General features: G+C 69.0%; 16 protein-coding genes. 5 read left to right on the top strand and 11 right to left on the bottom strand.

Translation table 11 applies throughout. From position 1 onward, the window contains the following. The first annotated feature begins 168 nt into the window (after window positions 1-168). Window positions 169-768: an NUDIX hydrolase gene (locus ACSAMQ_RS06065; protein WP_435394797.1), complete on the top strand. Its 600-nt coding sequence runs from the start codon at window positions 169-171 to the stop codon at window positions 766-768. Beyond that, on the top strand, window positions 761-1,321 hold the full coding sequence (locus tag ACSAMQ_RS06060; protein ID WP_435394796.1) for a demethoxyubiquinone hydroxylase family protein: 561 nt from the start codon (window positions 761-763) through the stop codon (window positions 1,319-1,321). Before ACSAMQ_RS06065 ends, ACSAMQ_RS06060 begins: the two co-directional genes overlap by 8 nt. Before the next feature lie 964 nt (window positions 1,322-2,285). On the opposite strand, the gene ACSAMQ_RS06055 is transcribed toward ACSAMQ_RS06060, so the two are convergent. From ACSAMQ_RS06055 to ACSAMQ_RS06005, 11 genes are all read right to left on the bottom strand, one after another. Continuing rightward, window positions 2,286-4,370 (bottom strand): phosphocholine-specific phospholipase C, encoded by a 2,085-nt coding sequence (locus ACSAMQ_RS06055; protein WP_435394795.1) that lies wholly within the window; start codon window positions 4,368-4,370, stop codon window positions 2,286-2,288. A gap of 329 nt (window positions 4,371-4,699) precedes the next feature. Further along, on the bottom strand, window positions 4,700-5,164 hold the full coding sequence (locus tag ACSAMQ_RS06050; RefSeq protein ID WP_435394794.1) for an N-acetyltransferase family protein: 465 nt from the start codon (window positions 5,162-5,164) through the stop codon (window positions 4,700-4,702). Window positions 5,165-5,166: 2 nt separating this feature from the next. Beyond that, entirely contained in the window at window positions 5,167-5,733 is a 567-nt protein-coding gene (gene yeiP, locus ACSAMQ_RS06045; protein WP_435394793.1) for an elongation factor P-like protein YeiP, read from the bottom strand. Between the two features lie 118 nt (window positions 5,734-5,851). Next, a complete protein-coding gene (locus ACSAMQ_RS06040; protein WP_435394792.1) occupies window positions 5,852-6,622 on the bottom strand; it encodes an SDR family NAD(P)-dependent oxidoreductase in 771 nt (256 codons plus the stop codon). Window positions 6,623-6,852: 230 nt separating this feature from the next. Continuing rightward, a complete protein-coding gene (locus ACSAMQ_RS06035) occupies window positions 6,853-7,335 on the bottom strand; it encodes a GNAT family N-acetyltransferase (protein ID WP_435394791.1) in 483 nt (160 codons plus the stop codon). 227 nt (window positions 7,336-7,562) lie between these two features. Then, complete coding sequence (locus ACSAMQ_RS06030) at window positions 7,563-10,136, bottom strand: EAL domain-containing protein (RefSeq protein ID WP_435394790.1); 2,574 nt, start codon at window positions 10,134-10,136, stop codon at window positions 7,563-7,565. After that, entirely contained in the window at window positions 10,133-11,029 is an 897-nt protein-coding gene (locus ACSAMQ_RS06025; protein ID WP_435394789.1) for a hydroxymethylglutaryl-CoA lyase, read from the bottom strand. The genes ACSAMQ_RS06030 and ACSAMQ_RS06025 overlap by 4 nt, the downstream gene beginning before the upstream one ends. Then, window positions 11,026-11,658 (bottom strand): hypothetical protein, encoded by a 633-nt coding sequence (locus ACSAMQ_RS06020; RefSeq protein ID WP_435394788.1) that lies wholly within the window; start codon window positions 11,656-11,658, stop codon window positions 11,026-11,028. Before ACSAMQ_RS06020 ends, ACSAMQ_RS06025 begins: the two co-directional genes overlap by 4 nt. A gap of 482 nt (window positions 11,659-12,140) precedes the next feature. Further along, the gene (locus tag ACSAMQ_RS06015) at window positions 12,141-14,189 is read right to left on the bottom strand and encodes an acetyl/propionyl/methylcrotonyl-CoA carboxylase subunit alpha (RefSeq protein ID WP_435394787.1); all 2,049 of its coding nucleotides are present in this window, start codon (window positions 14,187-14,189) and stop codon (window positions 12,141-12,143) included. A gap of 195 nt (window positions 14,190-14,384) precedes the next feature. Next, a complete protein-coding gene (locus ACSAMQ_RS06010) occupies window positions 14,385-14,774 on the bottom strand; it encodes a VOC family protein (RefSeq protein ID WP_435394786.1) in 390 nt (129 codons plus the stop codon). Between the two features lie 25 nt (window positions 14,775-14,799). Then, window positions 14,800-15,582, bottom strand: a complete 783-nt coding sequence (locus ACSAMQ_RS06005; RefSeq protein WP_435394785.1) for an enoyl-CoA hydratase-related protein — start codon at window positions 15,580-15,582, stop codon at window positions 14,800-14,802. Window positions 15,583-15,710: 128 nt separating this feature from the next. Here ACSAMQ_RS06005 and ACSAMQ_RS06000 point away from each other — a divergent pair, with 128 nt between their 5' ends. The 3 genes from ACSAMQ_RS06000 to ACSAMQ_RS05990 all read left to right on the top strand — a co-directional run. Beyond that, window positions 15,711-15,974, top strand: coding sequence for a FeoA family protein (locus tag ACSAMQ_RS06000; protein WP_435394784.1), 264 nt, complete (start codon window positions 15,711-15,713; stop codon window positions 15,972-15,974). Further along, a complete protein-coding gene (gene feoB, locus ACSAMQ_RS05995) occupies window positions 15,971-17,839 on the top strand; it encodes a ferrous iron transporter B (RefSeq protein ID WP_435394783.1) in 1,869 nt (622 codons plus the stop codon). The genes ACSAMQ_RS06000 and feoB overlap by 4 nt, the downstream gene beginning before the upstream one ends. A 3-nt stretch (window positions 17,840-17,842) precedes the next feature. After that, window positions 17,843-18,018, top strand: a 176-nt coding sequence (locus tag ACSAMQ_RS05990) for a DUF6587 family protein (protein ID WP_435394821.1), incomplete at its 3' end; no start/stop codon positions are given.

The following is an 18,018-nucleotide window of genomic DNA, read 5'->3' as shown; positions in this document are numbered from 1 at the left end:
CGTAAGAAGTGATCTCTACCCGTCGTTCTGGCGACGACGATGACCGGCTCCCTCAGTGGAGCGGCGGGCCACCTTAACCCAGGGTGGAAATGGGCGGCAAGCGCACACCGTCACGGGCTTTGCCCGCATAATCGCGCCCCCCGGTCGCGCGCCAGTGTCTGACTCCGCATGCCTGCGAAACATTCCGACGTCATCGAAGATCTGCGTTCCAATCTCATCGAATATGGCCGACGTTGGCCGCAGGAAGCCGAACATACGCGAGCGTTTCTGGACCTGCTCGACGAGGCCCAGGGCCGCGGCACCGCCCCGGACGGGGCCCTGGCCCCGTGCGACCCCTTCCTGCGCGAGCGCCTGGCCGGCCATTTCACCGGCGGCGCGTGGCTGGTCGACCGGGCCGGGCGCCGGGTCCTGCTGACCCACCACCGCAAGCTGGAGCGCTGGCTGCAGCTCGGCGGCCACGCCGACGGCGACCGCGACCTGGCCCGGGTGGCCCTGCGCGAAGCCGAGGAGGAGTCCGGCCTGACCGGGCTCAGCGTCGAGCCCGGGCTGTTCGACCTCGACCGCCACTGGATTCCGGAACGCCGCGACGTCCCCGGGCATTGGCATTACGACCTGCGGTACGTCGTGCGCGCGAGCGACAACGAGGCCTATGTGGTCAGCGAGGAATCGCTGGACCTGGCCTGGCGCGAGATCGCCGAACTGCCCGACGACCCAGGCGCCGACGACTCGATGCGGCGCATGGCGCGCAAGTGGCTGGCCCGTGGCTGAGTCGGCCGCCGGCACGACTCCACTGGCGCCGTCGGGCGATACCGAACTGGGCGGCCGCATCCTCAAGGTCAATCACGCCGGCGAGCATGGAGCGGTGCACATCTACGCCGGTCAGATCGCCATGGCGCGCTTCTTCGCCCCGGGGATGCTGAGCGAACTGGCCCGGTTCAAGGCCGATGAAGAACGCCACCGGGCCTTGTTCTGGGCCGAACTGCAACGCCGCGGCCGCCCGCGTTGCCGCAGCTACCGGTTGTGCGCCCTCGGCGGCTACGTCCTGGGCCTGGTGACCGGTTTGTTCGGCGAACGCGCGATCGCCGCGACCACGGTGGCGGTCGAACGCGTGGTGCTGCGTCATCTGATCCACCAACTGCACAGCCTGGCCAGTTCCGACCCCGCGGCCAGCACTGCCATCTCGACCATCGTCGAAGAAGAGCAGCAACACCACGACGTCACGGCCGATCACCTGACCACCGACCGCTTCTGGTCGCGGCTGCTGTCGCCGGTGGTGTCGGCCTCGACCGAAACGGTGATCTGGTTGGGCATGCGGCTGTAGCGGGCTACGCGCCGCCCCCTGGTGCGTTTCTCTACGCGGGAACAGGGTAGGAGCGACGCAAGTCGCGACCGCGTCGCCTCGATCTCGCGGCGTTGCTGGCCGAGATACCTGTAGGAGCGGCGTAAGCCGCGACAGCGCTACTCCGACCATCCGCGCCGGCGGCCGCAGATTCGCGGTCGCGGCTTGCGCCGCTCCTACCCCGGCGACAGCGCGTCGCTTCGATGGATGGCATCGGCATGGTTGTTTTCGGCGCGTCCCGCGGTCGCGGCTCACGCCGCTCCTACAGGGGAAGGTGAGCGCCGCGCTCCTGTTCCGCATTGCGGCTTTCGCTTTGGCCGTGCGCCGCCTCGCACTCGCGAAGGCTAAGAAGACCCGGAGGGCGGCCCGCAGGGATGCCGGCCGTTTTTCATCGGGACAGGGATGTCCCGTATATAGATCCCCGCGGAGGCATCGAACGCGCGGGCCCTTGATTCAAAAAGAAGCACTTTTCTTTGGTTACCTTTCTTTTGTTGCTTCAGACAAAAGAAAGTAACCCGCCGCTTTAGTGGCGGAAGCTTTGGGTTTGATCTTGATCTGACCCTGATTCAGATCCTTCTTGATCCATACGCCGCAAGACCGTAACGACGCGGTCGCGGCTTACCCGCTCCTACCCCGGCGAAAGCGCGTCGCTTCGATGCATGGCATCGGCATGGTTGCTTCGGCGCGTCCCGGAGGTCGCGGCTCGCGTCGCCCCAACCCCGGCGAAAGCACGCCGCCGCGATGGATGCCATCGGCAGCGTTGCCTCTGCGCGCGCCGCGGTCGCGGCTCACGCCGCTCCTACCCACAAACAGCGCCGTCCCGTGGGGTAGGAGCGGCGCAAGCCGCGACCACGATATTCAGCCGGCTTCGCCAGCCGCGAAGTCTTGACCGTCACTGACACCGCTCTGCGAGAGCGGCGTTACTGCAGATGCTGCGAACGCAGGCTCAAGCTCCGATCGCCGGATCGCTCACGCTCGCCGCGCCGTTCTCGGCATGCCCGGCGATGCGGCGCAGCCAGCCGGCATCGGCGTCGGAGGTGATGCTGAAGTCGTACCAGCGTTTGCTCGTGGCGAGCGGCCAGTGGTCGCGCAGGGTCGCGCCCGGGGCCAGGTCGTAATAACGGGCGGGCGCATCGCTGTAGCGGTTGGCGCGCAGACTGAGGCGGCAAGCGGCGCGGCCGCGGTTGACGAATTCGAGCACCAGCATCTCGCCGATCGCGTCATGGCGGACCGAGACTTCCGGGTCAGCGCCCTGGGCCGCGGTGGCCTTGAGCAGGTCGCCGCGGAACACCCGCAGGAAACCGTTCGGGCCATACGCCGAAAGGTCGTAGACGCCGTTGGTGTACTGCTTCGCACTCCAGTAATCCGACAACTGCGTGCCCGGGTCGAGCGTGTAGTACCACGGGCCATCGCTGCGGTTGCCGGCGTACACGTTGTAGCAGGCGCCGGCGACGCCGTCGTTGCCGAAGTCCAGCCAGTAACGGCCGCTGCTGGCCTCGATGCGGCCGTCGACGCGCAACTCGTACGGCAGCGCGCGCGCCGGCCGCTGGCCGCGCTCCTGGCGCGGCATCCGCGCTTGCGCGGGCGGCTTGGGCGTCGCCAGCTTGCAGCTGGCGTCGGCGCCGGACATGGCGCCGCCGGTATCGGGCAGGGCCGGCCACTGCGCATTCGGATTGGCGAAGTCGAAGGCGGTGCTGAGGTCGCCGGCGACGGTGCGGCGCCAGGCGCTGATGTTCGGCTCGGCGATGCCGAAGCGCGCTTCCAGGAAGCGCAGCACCGAGGTGTGGTCGAACACCTGCGAATTGACCCAGCCGCCCTTGCTCCAAGGCGAGATCACGAACATCGGCACGCGCACGCCCAGGCCGACCGGCACGCCGTTGTAGTTTTCGGTCGCGGTGTCGACCGTGCTCTTGCCGAGGCTGGAGCTGATCGCCGGCAGCGGAGGCGGCACGTGGTCGAAGAAGCCGCCGTTTTCGTCGTAGTTGATGATGAAGACGGTCTTGGACCAGACCTCGGGGTTGGCGACCAGCGCCTCGAGCAGGCGCGCGGTCAGCGACTCGCCGTACGCCGGCGTGGCTTCCGGGTGCTCGCTCATGATGTAGGACGGCACGATCCAAGACACCGCCGGCAAGCTGCCTTCGCGTACGTCCTTGGCGAAGTCGGCGATCAGGTATTCGCCGCGCGAGGCCTTGGCGTTCTCCGCGGTGGAGCCGGGCGACCAGGCGCGGCCGCGCTTGTACAGTTCGGACTGGCGGTCGAGCTTGCGGAAATTGGCGAAGTAAGCGAGCGAGTTGTCGCCGTAGTTGTCGTGTTCCTGGTACACGCGCCAGCCGATGCCGGCGTTCTGCAGACGCTCGGCATAGGTGGTCCAGCGATGGCCGGCGAAGGTCGGCTTGTCCAGCGCCATGTCGGCGGTCCAGTTGCCGTCGTCGGCGTTGTTGACCGCCTGCGGGCCGAAATCGCCGACGGTCATGCCGCTGGTGCCGGCGAACAGGTGCATGCGGTTCGGGTTGGTCGGGCCGTGGTGCGAGCAGTAATAGGCGTCGCACACCGTGAACGCGTCGGCCAGCGCGTAATAGAACGGCAGGTCCTCGCGGGTGAAGTGGCCCATGCACATCGGACCCTTGGTCGCGACCCAGGCGTTGTAGTCCTTCCAGCGCGTGTGCGAGCCCTTCCAGCTGTGGTCGATGTCGGCCATGCAATGCGCGGCCGTGGTGCGGGTGTCGAGGCGGAACGGCAGCACGGCTTGCGCGTTGGTCGTCGACTTGGGCTGCTGCCAGACCGTCTTGCCGCCGGGCAGCGGAATCGGGCGCGGATCGTCGAAACCGCGCACCCCGCGCAAGGCGCCGAGGTAATGGTCGAAGGAGCGGTTTTCCTGCATCAGGATCACCACGTGCTGCACGTCCTGGATCGTGCCGGTGACGCGCGCGGCCGGCGTGGCCAGGGCGGCGCGGATCGAGGGAGGCAGCAGGCCCAGCGCGGCGGATGCGCCGGCGAGTTTGAGGAAGTCGCGACGGGTGGACGTGGTCAAGGCCTGGCTCCGGAACTGGCGGGGCATTGCGCGGGCGGCCGAACGGCCGCGTCGGGCAAAGCATAGAGCGTGACCGAGCGAGGTTGCAGCGGCATTGCAGCGCCTTAGGAGGACCGCGTGCCTGGCGAGTTGTGACCGGGTGCTAAAGTCGGAACATCCGCGCTCGATGCATCGGATACGCTGCATCGTTGCCGTCGTTCAAGCGAAAGCCGGTATCCGGTTTTCTTTCGTTTTTTGCCGGGGAAAAGCGTAAGAATCCATGACTGCGTGCTTGCGTTTGAACGCGGCAACGAGGTCGCATACCTCGCACTGCCGAGCGATCGGGCCGCTCAGTCGCGCAACCATTTGGTCATCAATCGGCGCGGATGCGCCGCATAACCGGCGCGTTCGTAGATGCCGCGCGCATGCGCGTTGTCGTCGTTGACCTCGAGCCGCATCGCGTCCAGGCCTTCTGCCCGGCACAGCGTTTCGATTTCGGCCAGCGCGCGCTTGGCCAGGCCGCCGCCGCGATGCGCCGGCAGCACGAACAACTCGTCGAGCAAACCGTAGCGGCCGCCGAATTCGAGGCTGAAGCAGAACCCCAGGACGAAGTAGCCGGCGATCTCGCCGTCGCGTTCGATCAGGCGCAGACGGCCGGCATCGGGATCGGCCACCAGGCTCGCCAGTGCGCGACGCAGGGCGGCCTCGTTCCAGGGCAGGTGTTCGGCTTCGTAGAACTCGCGCAGCACCGGCAACAGACGCGGAAGATCCGCGTCGGTCGCCGCTGCGAAGCGATACTCGAAGCCTTGCGTCACGATCAGTCGGCGCGGCCGGCGAATTCGCCGGTGGCGGTGTTGACCAGCACGCGCTCGCCGGTGCCGATGTACTCGGGCACCATGATCTCGATGCCGGTCGCCAGCTTGGCCGGCTTCGGGCGCTTGGTCGCGGTGCCGCCCTTGAGCTCCGGCGGGGTCTCGATCACTTCCAGCGCCACGCTGGCGGGCAGCTGCAGCGCCACCGGCTGGTCGTCGATGATCTGCACGTAGCAGCCGCCGAGGTCGTCGACGATGTAGCCGGCGTCGTCGCCGACCACGTCGGCATCGAGCGTGTACGGCGTGTAATCCTCGTCGTCGAGGAACACGAAGGCGTCGCCGTCCTTGTACGAGTAGGTGACCTGACGGCGGGTCAGTTCGACTTCCTTGAGCTCGTCGTCGCCGCCGACGCTTAGGTCGAACTTGGTGCCGCCGGGCACCGAGTACATGGTGAAGCGGAACTTGACGTTGCCGCCGCGGCCCTGGGGCGAGCTGCGTTCGATGTCGCGCACCTGGTACACGGTGTTGTTGTGCTCGATTACGTTACCTTTCTTTACGTCGTAGGCTTTCATGGGCGTTAGGGATTCGAGATTGGGGATTCGGGATTAGGAAGAGCCAGGGAGCCGAGGAGGTTGGGAGCGGGCGTGGATCGCTTTGCGAGTCCCGAATCCCGACTCCCGATTCCCGGCTTTACTTCGGCGCCAGCCGCGTCGCACCGTCGAGGCGGATGGTTTCGCCGTTGAGGTAGCGGTTGCCGAGGATGTAAGCGACGAGGTCGGCGAATTCCTCCGGACGGCCCAGGCGCGAGGGGAACGGGATCGAGGCGCTCAGCGACTGCTGCACCGAATCCGGCATGCCGTCGACCATCGGCGTCCAGAAGATGCCCGGCGCGATCGTCATCACGCGGATGCCGAAGCGCGAGAACTCGCGCGCCATCGGCAGGGTCATGCCGACCACGCCGGCCTTCGAGGCCGAATACGCGGCCTGGCCGATCTGGCCCTCGTAGGCTGCGACCGAGGCGGTGTTGACGATCACGCCGCGCTCGCCGTCGTCGCCGGCTTCGTTGTGCTGCATCAGGTTGGCCGCGGCCTTGGCGACGTTGAAGCTGCCGACCAGGTTGACCATGACCGTGGTCTGGAACTGCGACAGCGCCATCGGCGCGTCCTTGCCGAGCACGCGGCCGGCGCCGAGGATGCCGGCGCAGTTGATGGTCGCGTTGAGGCCGCCGAGGAATTCCTTGGCGGCGCCGAGGTTGGCGGCCACGCCGGCTTCGTCGGTGACGTCGGTGCGGAAATAGCGGGCCTTGTCGGCACCGAGGTCGGCCATGGCCTGCGCGCCCTTGTCGTCGTTGACGTCGAACAGGGCGACCCTGCCGCCGCGGGCGACCAAGTGCTGGGCCACGGCCAGGCCAAGGCCGGAAACGCCGCCGGTGATCACGGCGCGGACGTTGTCGAATTGCATGAGCGGTCCTGAAGGCGGAAAGGCGGCCATTCTAAAGGACGAGCCGGGCGGGCGTCGGGGCAGGGGCTGAGGTCTCTTCCGGCCGAGGCTTGGACGGGGGCGGCAGAGGACGACCAGTACCTACTGTCGTTTCCGCGAAGGCAGGCTCCCCGCTTTACTTCGGCGTAGCCGAACACCGGGGGCTTCTCTGAGGCATGGCTCTGAGTCTTTGCGGCCAGGGCGCTGGGCTCCTAAACCGAGCGCAAATACCAGCTATGGCTGCCGGGCAGTTCCCCATAGCCCATCGGCGCTTCCAGCAACTGGAAGCTGTTGCTCTGCAGCAAGCGCTGAGCGTCGCTCATCCGGTCCAGCATCTCGGCATAGCATTGGCCGAAGCCGAACCCGCGCGCCGTCAGCAGGCATTTGTCCAGCAGCGCCTGGCCCAGGCCGAGCCCGCGCACCGAAGGCAGCAGGTAGAACTTGCGCAGTTCGCAGACCCCGTCGTCGCCGCCGAGCAGGGGGGCGATGCCGGCGCCCCCGCCGAGCCTGCCGTCGCGCTCGACCACGAAGTAGGCGCTGCGCGGCCGGCTGTAGACCCGCTGCATGGCATCCACCTCGGGATCGCTGACCGAGCCGGCGCCGAATTCCGCCTGCACCTGTCGGGCGATGGCGGCCAGCGCGGCATCGTCGCGGGGCAGGATCGGACGCAATACGACACCGGGCGGCAAGGTCATGCGGGCGGAACTCTCTGCGGGTTGGGCTACATCCTCGCTCAGGTCGGGGCGCTTGCGAAGACGTTGCGGCCGTGTAGTGGTCGGGGGACTGCCGGGCAGCGCCTCATGTCCGCATCACGGCGGCGATCGCGTTTATGCGCACTCGATCGGCGCGAAGCCGCAGACGAGAGAAGCGCGCGCCGGCAGTGATGCCGCAAGCATCAGCCGTAAACAGGGCGACCCACGCCTCAACTGCGCATCAACCCGCGGCAATAGTCGCGCAGGTCGTTCGGAGCCAATCCCGGCGCGAACAAAAAGCCCTGGCCGATGGCGACCCCGAGTTCGCGCAGGAAGGCGCGCTGGCGCTCGGTCTCGATGCCTTCGGCGACCAGGCCGAGGCCGAGGCTGCGGGCGATGCCGGTGACCGCCTGGCAGACGGCGACGTCGGACTGGTTGTCGGGCACGCCCTGGACGAACAACTGGCTGAGCTTGAGGCCGTGGATCGGCAGCCGGCGCAGGTAGTTGAGGGCGCTATAGCCTTCGCCGAAGTCGTCGATCGACAGGCTGACGCCGAGTTCGCGCAGGCGGGCGAAGGTGCGCACCGTGTCGGGCGCGTCCTCGATCAGCACGCGCTCGGTGAATTCCAGCTCCAGCGCGCTGCCGGACAGGCCGTACTCGGACAGGGCCTGGGCGACGCTGCTGGCGAGGTCGTCGCCGAGGAACTGGCGGTAGGACACGTTGACCGCGACCCGTTCGATCTGCAGGCCCTGATCGCGCCATTCGCGCAGTTGCCGGCAGGCCTCGTGCAGGACCCAACCGCCGATGCCGACGATGTCGCCGGTGGTCTCGGCATGGCCGATGAAACGGTCCGGACGCATCTCGCCGAGCGAGCGGTTGCGCCAGCGGATCAGGGCCTCGACCGCGACCACGCTGCCGTCGCTGAGGTCGACCTGCGGTTGGTAGACCAGGTGCAGCTCGTCGTTGTGCACGGCGCGGCGCAGGTGGGTTTCCAACTGCAGGCGGTGCAGTTGCTGCTCGGCCAGTTCGGGCGTGAACGCCTGCCAGCTGTTGCGGCCGCGGCGCTTGCTGTCGTACATGGCCACGTCGGCGCTCTGGATCAGCTGCTGGGCGGTGCGGCCGTCGAGCGGCGACTGGGCGATGCCGATGCTCGCGGTGATGCTGAACTCTTCGCCGTCGACGCGAAAGCTGTCGCCGAAGGTTTCCAGGATCGAATCGGCGATCCGTTCGGCGCGTTGCGGTTCGCCGTCGAGCGAACAGACCACGAGGAATTCGTCGCCGCCGAAGCGGGCGATCTGGGCGCGTTCGCCGACCGCTTGGCGGATGCGGCGCGCCGCCGAGGCCAGCAGGCGGTCGCCGGCCGCATGGCCCAGCACGTCGTTGACGACCTTGAAGCGGTCGAGATCGATGTAGAGCACGGCGAGCGGCGACTGCGGGAAAGTGTCGAGGCGTTGTTCGAGCTCGGCCTGCACCGCGTCGCGGTTGAGCAGGCCGGTCAGCGGATCGCTGCGTGCCTGGATGCGCAGGTGTTCTTCTTCGAGCTTGCGTTCGGTGATGTCCTGCAGGGTGCCGGTGATGACCTGGCCGATCGGCTCGCCGGTGCCGGCGTCGCCGATCACGCGCACCCAGAAGGCGCTGCCGTCCGGGCGCAGGCCCTGCAGCTCCAGGTCGAGGCCGCGGCCGTTGCCGAGGCTGCGTTCGAGGCCGTTGCGCAGACGATGGCGGTCGAGCGGGCGCAGGCAGTTGAGCAGTTCCTCGATCGAGACCAGCGGGGTGTCGTAACCGAGGATATGGGTGGCTTCGTCGGTCAGGTACAGGCGGTCGCGGCCGGAGTCCCATTCCCAGCCGCCGATGTGCGCCAGCGCCTGGGCGCGGTCGAACAGGGCGCTGTCGCGCTTGAGCGCGGTGACGTTGGAGAACAGCGCGAACACCTGGTGCGGGCGGTCGCCGCCGGGCGGGAACCGCGGCACCGCGGTCACCGACAGCCAGATCAGCTCGCGGCGGTCGCGGTGGTACAGGCCGAGCACGGTGCTTTCGACGATGCGGCCGGTCGTCAGGGCGACGTTGGACGGGTACTGCTCGCGGCTCAGTTCGTGGCCGCGCTCGTCGATCACCATCCACTGCCCGGAGCGCAGTTCGTCGGCGATGCTCTCGCCACTGTGCAGCGACAGCAGGCGCATCGCCGCGCTGTTGGCGTAGACGATGCGCAGCGTCTCGTCCTGCACGATCACGCCGCGATCGATCAGTTCGACCAATTCGCGGAAGCGCAGCTCGGCTTCCTGGCGGTTGCTGAGGTCGCGGGCGATGGCGATGATCCGGCGCTGGCCCTGGTGGATGAAGCCGGCCGAATGCACCTCGACCGGGAAACGCGTGCCGTCGCCGCGCTTGTTGGTCACCTCGATGATGTAGCTCTGGCCTCGGTTGAGCGTTTCCCACACCGGGATCAGGTGATCGCGCGGCAACTCCGGGTTGAGCGTGTGGATCGGCTGGCCGAGGATCTCCTCGCGGATGCGCCGGTGCTCCTGGGTGCCGTGGCGATTGATCTCGACCACGGTGCCGGCTTCGTCGAGCACGGTGACCAGGTCGGGAATCGCATCGAAGGCGGCGCGGTACAGGCACGCGTGGTCGCCCTCGGCGGCGCCGTCCGCGCGATGCCGCAGGGCTGCGGCCGCATCGCTCAGCACGCGGCGCAAGCCGGGTTCGAGAGCGGGGTCTTCCAGTGCGCGGTCCAGCGCCGCCAGCGTGTCCGCCACCGGGGCTTGCGCCGGCGCAGGCGGATCGTCGGCGGGCGCGCCGGGCTTCACGCGGCGAGCGCCTTGCCGACCTTGCTGCCGGTTTCGCGGCCGAGCAGGCCGGCCAGCCAACGCCCGGTCTCGGCCAGCGCGTCGAGATCGACGCCGGTCTCGATGCCGAGCCCGTGCAACATGTAGACCACGTCTTCGCTGGCGACGTTGCCGCTGGCGCCCTTGGCGTAGGGGCAGCCGCCGGCGCCGGACACCGCCGAATCGACCACGGCCACGCCTTCTTCCAGGCAGGCCAGGATGTTCGACAGGGCCTGGCCATAGGTGTCGTGGAAGTGCACCGCGAGGGCCGAGGTCGGTACTTCCGCGGCCACGGCCTTGAACATCGCCCGCGCCTTGCCCGGGGTGCCGACGCCGATGGTGTCGCCGAGCGACACCTCGTAACAGCCCATCGCATGCAGCGCACGCGCCACGCGGACCACGTCGGCGACCGGCACCGCGCCCTGGTAGGGGCAGCCGAGCACGGTCGAGACATAGCCGCGCACCGCGACGCCGTCGGCCTTGGCGCGCGCCATCACCGGTTCGAAGCGGGCCAGCGATTCGTCGATGCCGGCATTGATGTTGGTGCGGTTGAACGCTTCCGAGGCCGCGGTGAACACCGCGATCTCTTCCACGCCGACCGCGCGTGCGCGTTCGTAGCCTTGCTCGTTCGGCACCAGCACCGGGTAGTGCACGCCGGGCTTGCGCCGGATGCCGGCGAAGACCTCGGCGGCGTCGGCGAGCTGGGGCACCCATTTCGGGCTGACGAAACTGGTCGCCTCGATGCTGCGCAGGCCGGTCGCCGACAGGCGGTCGATCAGGGCGATCTTGTCGGCGGTGGCGATCTGCGCCTTCTCGTTCTGCAGTCCGTCGCGCGGACCGACTTCGACGATACGTACGGAAGCGGGCTGGGTCATCGTGTGTCCTTGGCGGTGGCGCGCTGCAGCACCACGGCTGTCTTGTCGGTGTCGTAGAGCAGGCCGGCACGCTGTTCGAGAGTGTCGCGCAGCTGTTGCGCGGTGCCCTCGACCAGGGCGAACCGTTCTTCGAGTTTGCGCCCGCGCAGACTGCCGGCGGCGATCGCCGTCAGCGCGCGTTGCGAATCGGGCAGCCAGGCGTAGGCCTGGTCGCCTTCGATGCGGTACAGGACCAGGAACACGGCGCCGGACGGCGTGGTCTTGGCGAGTTGCTTCTGCTCGGTGTCGATCGCGCGCTCGGCATCGGCCGGGGTCAGGACGATGTAGCGGTCGCGCCCGAGCTTGAAACCGGTCAGGTCGAGTGCGACCGGCTGCTCGCGCAGGCCCGGCCAGTCCTCCGTATGGCAGGACGCGTCGATGCGGATGCGCTTGGCGGCGCCGTCGGTGCGCAGATTCCACTCGCCGGGCAGCTCCGGGTCGCAACTGCGTTCGGCCACCGGCGAACGCTCGAAGGCGACGCAACCGCCGAGCAGGGCCAGCGATGCCACCAGGGCGCCGGACAGCGCGCTGTGCCGGCGCGGCGTGGTCGCGGACGAAGGCAGGACGTGCTCGGGCGGGGTCGCTGTCATTGAAGGCCGTCGGGCGTGGGTCGGTGGGACCGGATGATCGGGCGCAAACGCGCCGCTGCGAAAGCCATCATGAGCCCGGAAAGCGGCAAAGCTCAAGCGAAATAGCCCGCGTTGCGTTATTGCAACGGCGGTCCGCCGGCCGTGGGCGGCGCTGACGCGTCGGTGCCTGAGTCGTCCTCCCCTCAGGCTTGTGCTGTTCCCCCTTGGAGAGGGGACAGGGTGCTTTGGTGCTTCCCGGCGAAGCGGCTTATGCACGCAGAGCAAATCCCCCGCGCGATGGAGTCCGCGGCGGCATCGGGCTGGCGTTGCGCGCCGCCCCCTTTGTCAAAGGGGGCGATTTCACGTTGGGGGCGTCGTTCTTCCCACGGCATTCGGTATCCAAGTCGCCTGTGCAGTTCCCCCCTTTGGAAAAGGGGGGCAGGGGGGATTTGCTTTGGCTCGCCCCGCAGCCGCTCAGTACCAGCGCTGCGCACCGCCTGATCTCACGCCGTTTCCAGCGTCGCCAGCACAGCGTCGGCTTCGACGAAATCGCCGGCCGCCGCGCGTACCTCAGCGAGCACGCCGGCGCGCGGGGACTTCAGGCTCAGCTCCATCTTCATCGCTTCGATCACCATCACTTCCTGGCCGGCCTCCACCGCGTCGCCGGCGGCGAGCTTGACCACGACCACGCGGCCCGGCATCGGCGCGGTGACGTGGTTGCCGGACCCGGAGGCGGCGCTGTGTTCGTGGCGATACATCGGCACCGATTCCAGGCGCAGGCGGCGCTCGCCGTCGTGCACGACCATCCGGCCGCCGCTCTCGCTCAGGCTCTCGGCGAAGGCGGTCAGGCGACGCGCGCGGCCGTCGATGCGCAGGCTTAGTTCGGCGCCGTCGAGGCGCGCGCCCTGGACCTGGTGTTGCACGTCGCCGAGCGCGGGAATCTCGATCCGGTAGTCGCCGCCGCTGCCGTGCGCCTGCAACTCCAGGCGCTCGTCGCGCTGCACGAAGGCCAGGCTGCGGCGGCCGCCGTGGCCGAGGCGCCAACCGTCGGCGATCGCCCACGGCGAATCCGGGTCGTTGGAGGCGGCGGCGTTATCGCGGCTGCGGCCTTCCTGGGCCAGCAACTGGACCACGGTCGCGCCGAGCAGCAGGTCGCGGTCGCCGGCCGCGTCGACCTGCGCCGAGGGCATGAACTCCTCGAGGTGGCGGTCCAGATACCCGGTGTCGATGCGGCCCTCGACCACCGCCGGATGACGGATCAGGCGCTCGAGAAATTCGATGTTCGACTTCGGCCCGGCGATCTCGCACTGGGCGAGCGCGCCGCGCAGGCGCGCCAGCGCGCGCGGACGGTCCTGGTCGTACACGATCAGCTTGGCGATCATCGGGTCGTAGAAGATCGTCACCGTGTCGCCTTCGATCACGCCCGAGTCCAGGCGCACGTGGGCGTCGGCGGACGGCAGGCGCAGGCGTTCCAGCTTGCCCGAGCCAGGCAGGAAACCGGCCTCGGGGTCTTCGGCGTACAGACGCACTTCGATCGCATGGCCGCGCTGGCCGATGGCGTCCTGCGCGCGCGGCAGGGCCTCGCCGGCGGCGACCCGCAACTGCCACTCGACCAGGTCGAGGCCGGTGACGAGCTCGGTGACCGGGTGTTCGACCTGCAGGCGGGTGTTGATCTCCATGAAGTAAAAGCCGCCCGGCTTTCCATCAGCATCCTGGCCGACGATGAACTCGACCGTGCCGGCGTTGACGTAGTCGATCGCCTGGCCGGCCAGCACCGCCGCCGCGCCCATCGTCGCGCGCAGCTCGGCGCTGAGGAACGGCGACGGCGATTCTTCCAGCACTTTCTGGTAACGGCGCTGGGCCGAGCACTCGCGCTCGTTGAGGTGGATCACCTGGCCATGGCGGTCGCCGAAGATCTGGATCTCGATATGGCGCGGCCGTTCGACATAGCGTTCGAGCAGGACGCGGTCGCGGCCGAAGGCGTTGCGCGCCTCGCGCTGGCAGCTTTCGAGCAGGGCCGGGAACTCCTCGCTCGCGCGCACGATGCGCATGCCCTTGCCGCCGCCGCCGTGGGCGGCCTTGATCATCAGCGGATAACCGATGCGGTCGGCCTCGCCGTGCAGCACCGCCGGGTCCTGGTTCTCGCCGGTATAGCCCGGCACCACCGGCACGCCGGCAGCCTGCATCAGTTCCTTGGCGCCGGCCTTGCTGCCCATCTTGCGCATCGAGGCGGCCTTGGGGCCGATGAAGGCGATGCCCGCGGCTTCGACGGCGTCGGCGAAGTCGGCGTTTTCGCTGAGGAAGCCGTAGCCGGGGTGGATCGCCTGGGCGCCGCAACGCAGCGCCACTTCGATGATGGCGTCGCCGCGCAGGTAGCTGTCGGCCGGGCGCGGGCCGCCGATCGGATAGGCCTCGTCGGCCTGGCGTACGTGCTGGGCGTCGGCGTCGGCCTCGGAATACACCGCGACGGTGCGGACGCCGAGGGTGCGGCAGGTGCGGATGACGCGACAGGCGATCTCGCCGCGGTTGGCGATCAGGATTTTTTCAAACATGAAGGAGCACGCCGGTCGGGCGCCGCAGCGCAGGGTGGAAGGAGGCCGCGCTGCGAAGGCTCGCGCGCGGCCGGGGTATTTTGGCCGATGGCCCGGCGCGGTGGGGCGGCTCGGGCCTCGGCGATGCGGCGCCGCTCGCGGCACGCCGTCGCAATACCGCGATGCGATGGGGTGACGCGATGACCTGCGCCGCCATCAGGCGGCCGGTGCGTGGCAGACCGCCTCGACGTTGTTGCCGTCGGGGTCGATCACATAAGCGCCGTAGTAGTTGGGGTGGTAATGCGCGCGCACGCCCGGCGCGCCGTTGTCGCGGGCGCCGGCGGCCAGCGCCTGCGCGTGGAAGGCATCGACCGCGGCGCGGCTGTCCGCATTGAAGGCCACATGGGCGCCGCCGCTAGCCTGGCCGCTCTTGCTGATCCAGAACGCCGGGCGCTGCGGCGGGCCGAAGCCGAACACTTCCTCGCCGCCGGTGATCTCCTTGCCGATCGTGGTCACCAGGCCGTAGCCCAACGGCGCCAGCACCTGCAGATAGAAGTCGCGGCTGCGCAGCGGGTCTGCGACGGACAGGCCGAGATGGTCGAGCATGGGACGCTCCTTGGATGGCGGTCCGTTACGGGCACCAGTGGGCTTTGCGCTTGTCGAGGAAGGCCGACAAGCCTTCCTGGCCTTCCGACGATACCCGCAGGGCGGCGATCAGGCCGGCATTGTCGGCGTCCAGGCGGGCGCCGTCGCGCTCGCCGGCGACCCGGCGCACCAGCGTCTTGGCCTGGGCGGCGGCATGCGGACCGGCCTTGAGCAACAACGCGATCTGCTGCGCGACCGCGGCATCCAGGCCGTCCTCGGCGATCACGTCATGAAGCAGGCCGATGCGCAGGGCGGTGGCGGCATCGAAGATTTCCGCGCTCGCGAACCAGCGGCGCGACTCGCGCGCGCCGATCGCCTCGATCACGTACGGCGAGATCACCGCCGGCAGCAGGCCCAGCTTGCTCTCGGTCAGGCCGAACTTCGCCGACGGCGTCGCCAGGGCGATGTCGCAGCAGGCGACCAGGCCGACGCCGCCCCCGAACGCCGCGCCGTGGACCCGGGCGATGGTCGGCTTGGGCAACTCGTTGAGGGTGCGCATCAGGCGCGCCAGGGCCAGGGCGTCCTCGCGGTTGGCCGCTTCGCTGGCCGCGGCCATGCCGCGCATCCAGTTGAGGTCGGCGCCGGCCGAGAACGAGGCGCCTTCGCCCTCGATCACCACCACCCGCACCTCGTCGTCGCCGGCCGCGGCTTCCAGCGCGCCGGTCAGCGCCGCGATCAGGATGGCGTCGAAGGCGTTGTGCAGCTCCGGACGATTCAGGCGCAGGCGGGCGACAGGGCCCTCGCGCAGGCTCAGCAGCGGATGGGACATGGGGGATGAGTTTGTAGGAGTTGGCGAATGATACCGTTCAGCTTGCCGCGTCCGCTCCTGTACGGTCGGCGGTGCTAGAATGAGAACAATTCCCATTTGGGACGCCGCCGTTCAGTGGAAGCCACCCTTTGAAGCTGTCCGAACTGCCGCGCCGCACCGCGGCCACGGTCGAGTCCGTCGATGACCAGATCGCCAACGACACCATCGCAAGACGCCTGCGCGAACTCGGTTTCGTCAGCGGCGAGCGGGTCGAAGTAGTGGCCGCCGGCCCGCTCTCGGCCGAGCCGCTGCTGGTCCAGGTCGGCTATACGCGCTTCGCCCTGCGCCGCAGCGAGGCCGCGCGCGTGCGGGTGAAGCTGCTGGACGCCAACGTTTCGGAGCCGCGGTCGTGACCGCCGCCGCCGAGCCCCTGCGCGTCGCCCTGGTCGGCAACCCCAACTGCGGCAAGACCGCGCTGTTCAACCTGCTGACCGGCAGCCGCCAGAAAGTCGCCAACTACGCCGGCGTCACCGTCGAGCGCAAGGAAGGCCGTTTGCGCGCGCCTTCGGGCCGCACCTATGCGGTGCTCGATCTGCCCGGCGCCTACAGCCTGCAGGCGGCGAGCCTGGACGAAGCGGTCACCCGCGACCTGGTGCGCGGTTTCTATCCCGGCGAACGCGCGCCCGACGTGCTGCTGTGCGTGGTCGATGCGACCAACCTGCGCCTGCACCTGCGCTTCGCCCTGGAACTGCGCGAACTCGGCCGGCCGATGGTGGTGGCGATCAACATGATGGACGCGGCCAAGCGCCGCGGCATCGAGATCGACCTGGCCTCGCTCGAGCGCGAACTCGGCGTGCCGGTGGTGCCGACCGTCGCGGTCAAGCGCGACGGCGCCCAAGAACTGGTCGCCCTGCTCGACCGGATCGCGGTCGGGCCGCGCGAACCGCACGAGCCGCGGGTGCGCCTGGGCGAGGGCGCCGACCTGCATGCCGAAACCCGTCGCCTGCTCGCGCTCAGCGTGAGCATGCCGACCCGCACCGCCAAGGTCGACGACGTGCTCGACCGCTGGCTGCTGCATCCGGTGTTGGGCCTGCTGACCCTGGCGGTGGTGATGTTCCTGATCTTCCAGGCGGTGTACGCCTGGGCGACGCCGTTGATGGACGGCATCGAGGCGGTCACCGCGCTCGCCGGCGAATGGGTCGGCGCGACCCTGCCGGAGGGGCCGCTGCGCAGCCTGCTGGTCGACGGCATCATCGCCGGCCTCGGCGGGGTGATCGTGTTCCTGCCGCAGATCCTGATCCTGTTCGCCTTCATCCTGGCGCTGGAGGAATCGGGCTATCTGCCGCGCGCGGCGTTCCTGCTCGACCGCATGATGGCCGGCGCCGGCCTGTCGGGCCGCTCGTTCATTCCGCTGTTGTCGAGCTTCGCCTGCGCTATCCCCGGGATCATGGCGACGCGCTCGATCCAGGACCCGCGCGATCGCCTGGCGACGATCCTGGTCGCGCCCCTGATGACCTGTTCGGCGCGCCTGCCGGTGTACGCCTTGCTGATCGGCGCCTTCATTCCGCAGCGCGAAGTCTGGGGCATGTTGAACCTGCAGGGCCTGGTGCTGTTCGGCCTGTACATGGCCGGCATCCTCAGCGCGCTGATGGTGTCGTGGGTGATGAAGAAGTGGCGCCGCGACAAGAGCGAGCACGCGCTGTTGCTGGAGCTGCCCTCGTACCGCATCCCGCATCCGCGCGATCTGCTGATCGGCCTGTGGGAGCGCGCCTGGATCTTCCTGCGGCGGGTCGGCGGCATCATCCTGTCGCTGACCATCCTGCTGTGGTTCCTGCTGTCGTTCCCGGGCCCGCCCGAGGGCGCGACCATGCCGGCCATCGACTACAGCTTCGCCGGCCGCATCGGGCACGCCATGACCGCCGTGTTCGCGCCGATCGGCTTCAACTGGCAGATCTGCATCGCCCTGATCCCGGGCATGGCCGCGCGCGAAGTCGCGGTGGCCTCGCTGGCGACGGTGTACGCCTTGTCCGCGGCCGACGACGAAGCCGCCGCGCAGGCGCTGAGCCCGATCATCACCGACACCTGGTCGCTGGCGACCGCGCTGTCGCTGCTGGTCTGGTTCATCTACGCGCCGCAATGTCTGTCGACCCTGGCGACGATCCGCCGCGAGACCAACTCGTGGAAACAGGTGGCGATCAGCGCCGGTTATCTGTTCGCCTTGGCCTACCTGGCCTCGTTGCTGACCTACCAGGTCGCGGTCGCCCTGGGAGCGGGCTGAGCCATGGACGCCGGACTGTTCGCGCAGTACGTGGTGATCGCGATCGCGGTGCTCGCCAGCGCCGTGGTCGTCGCGCGCAAACAGTTCCCCGGCGGCGTGCGCCGCTTGCGCGTGGCCTGCGCCCTGCCGCTGGTGCGCGACGGCCGGCCGCCGTGGCTGCGCCGGATCGGCAAGGCGAT

The sequence above is a fragment of the Lysobacter sp. 1R34A genome (genome assembly GCF_051217035.1).
Taxonomy (GTDB): Bacteria; Pseudomonadota; Gammaproteobacteria; order Xanthomonadales; family Xanthomonadaceae; genus Lysobacter.
Note: the sequence above shows the minus strand (reverse complement) of the source record. Positions and strands in the feature narration are given on the sequence as shown.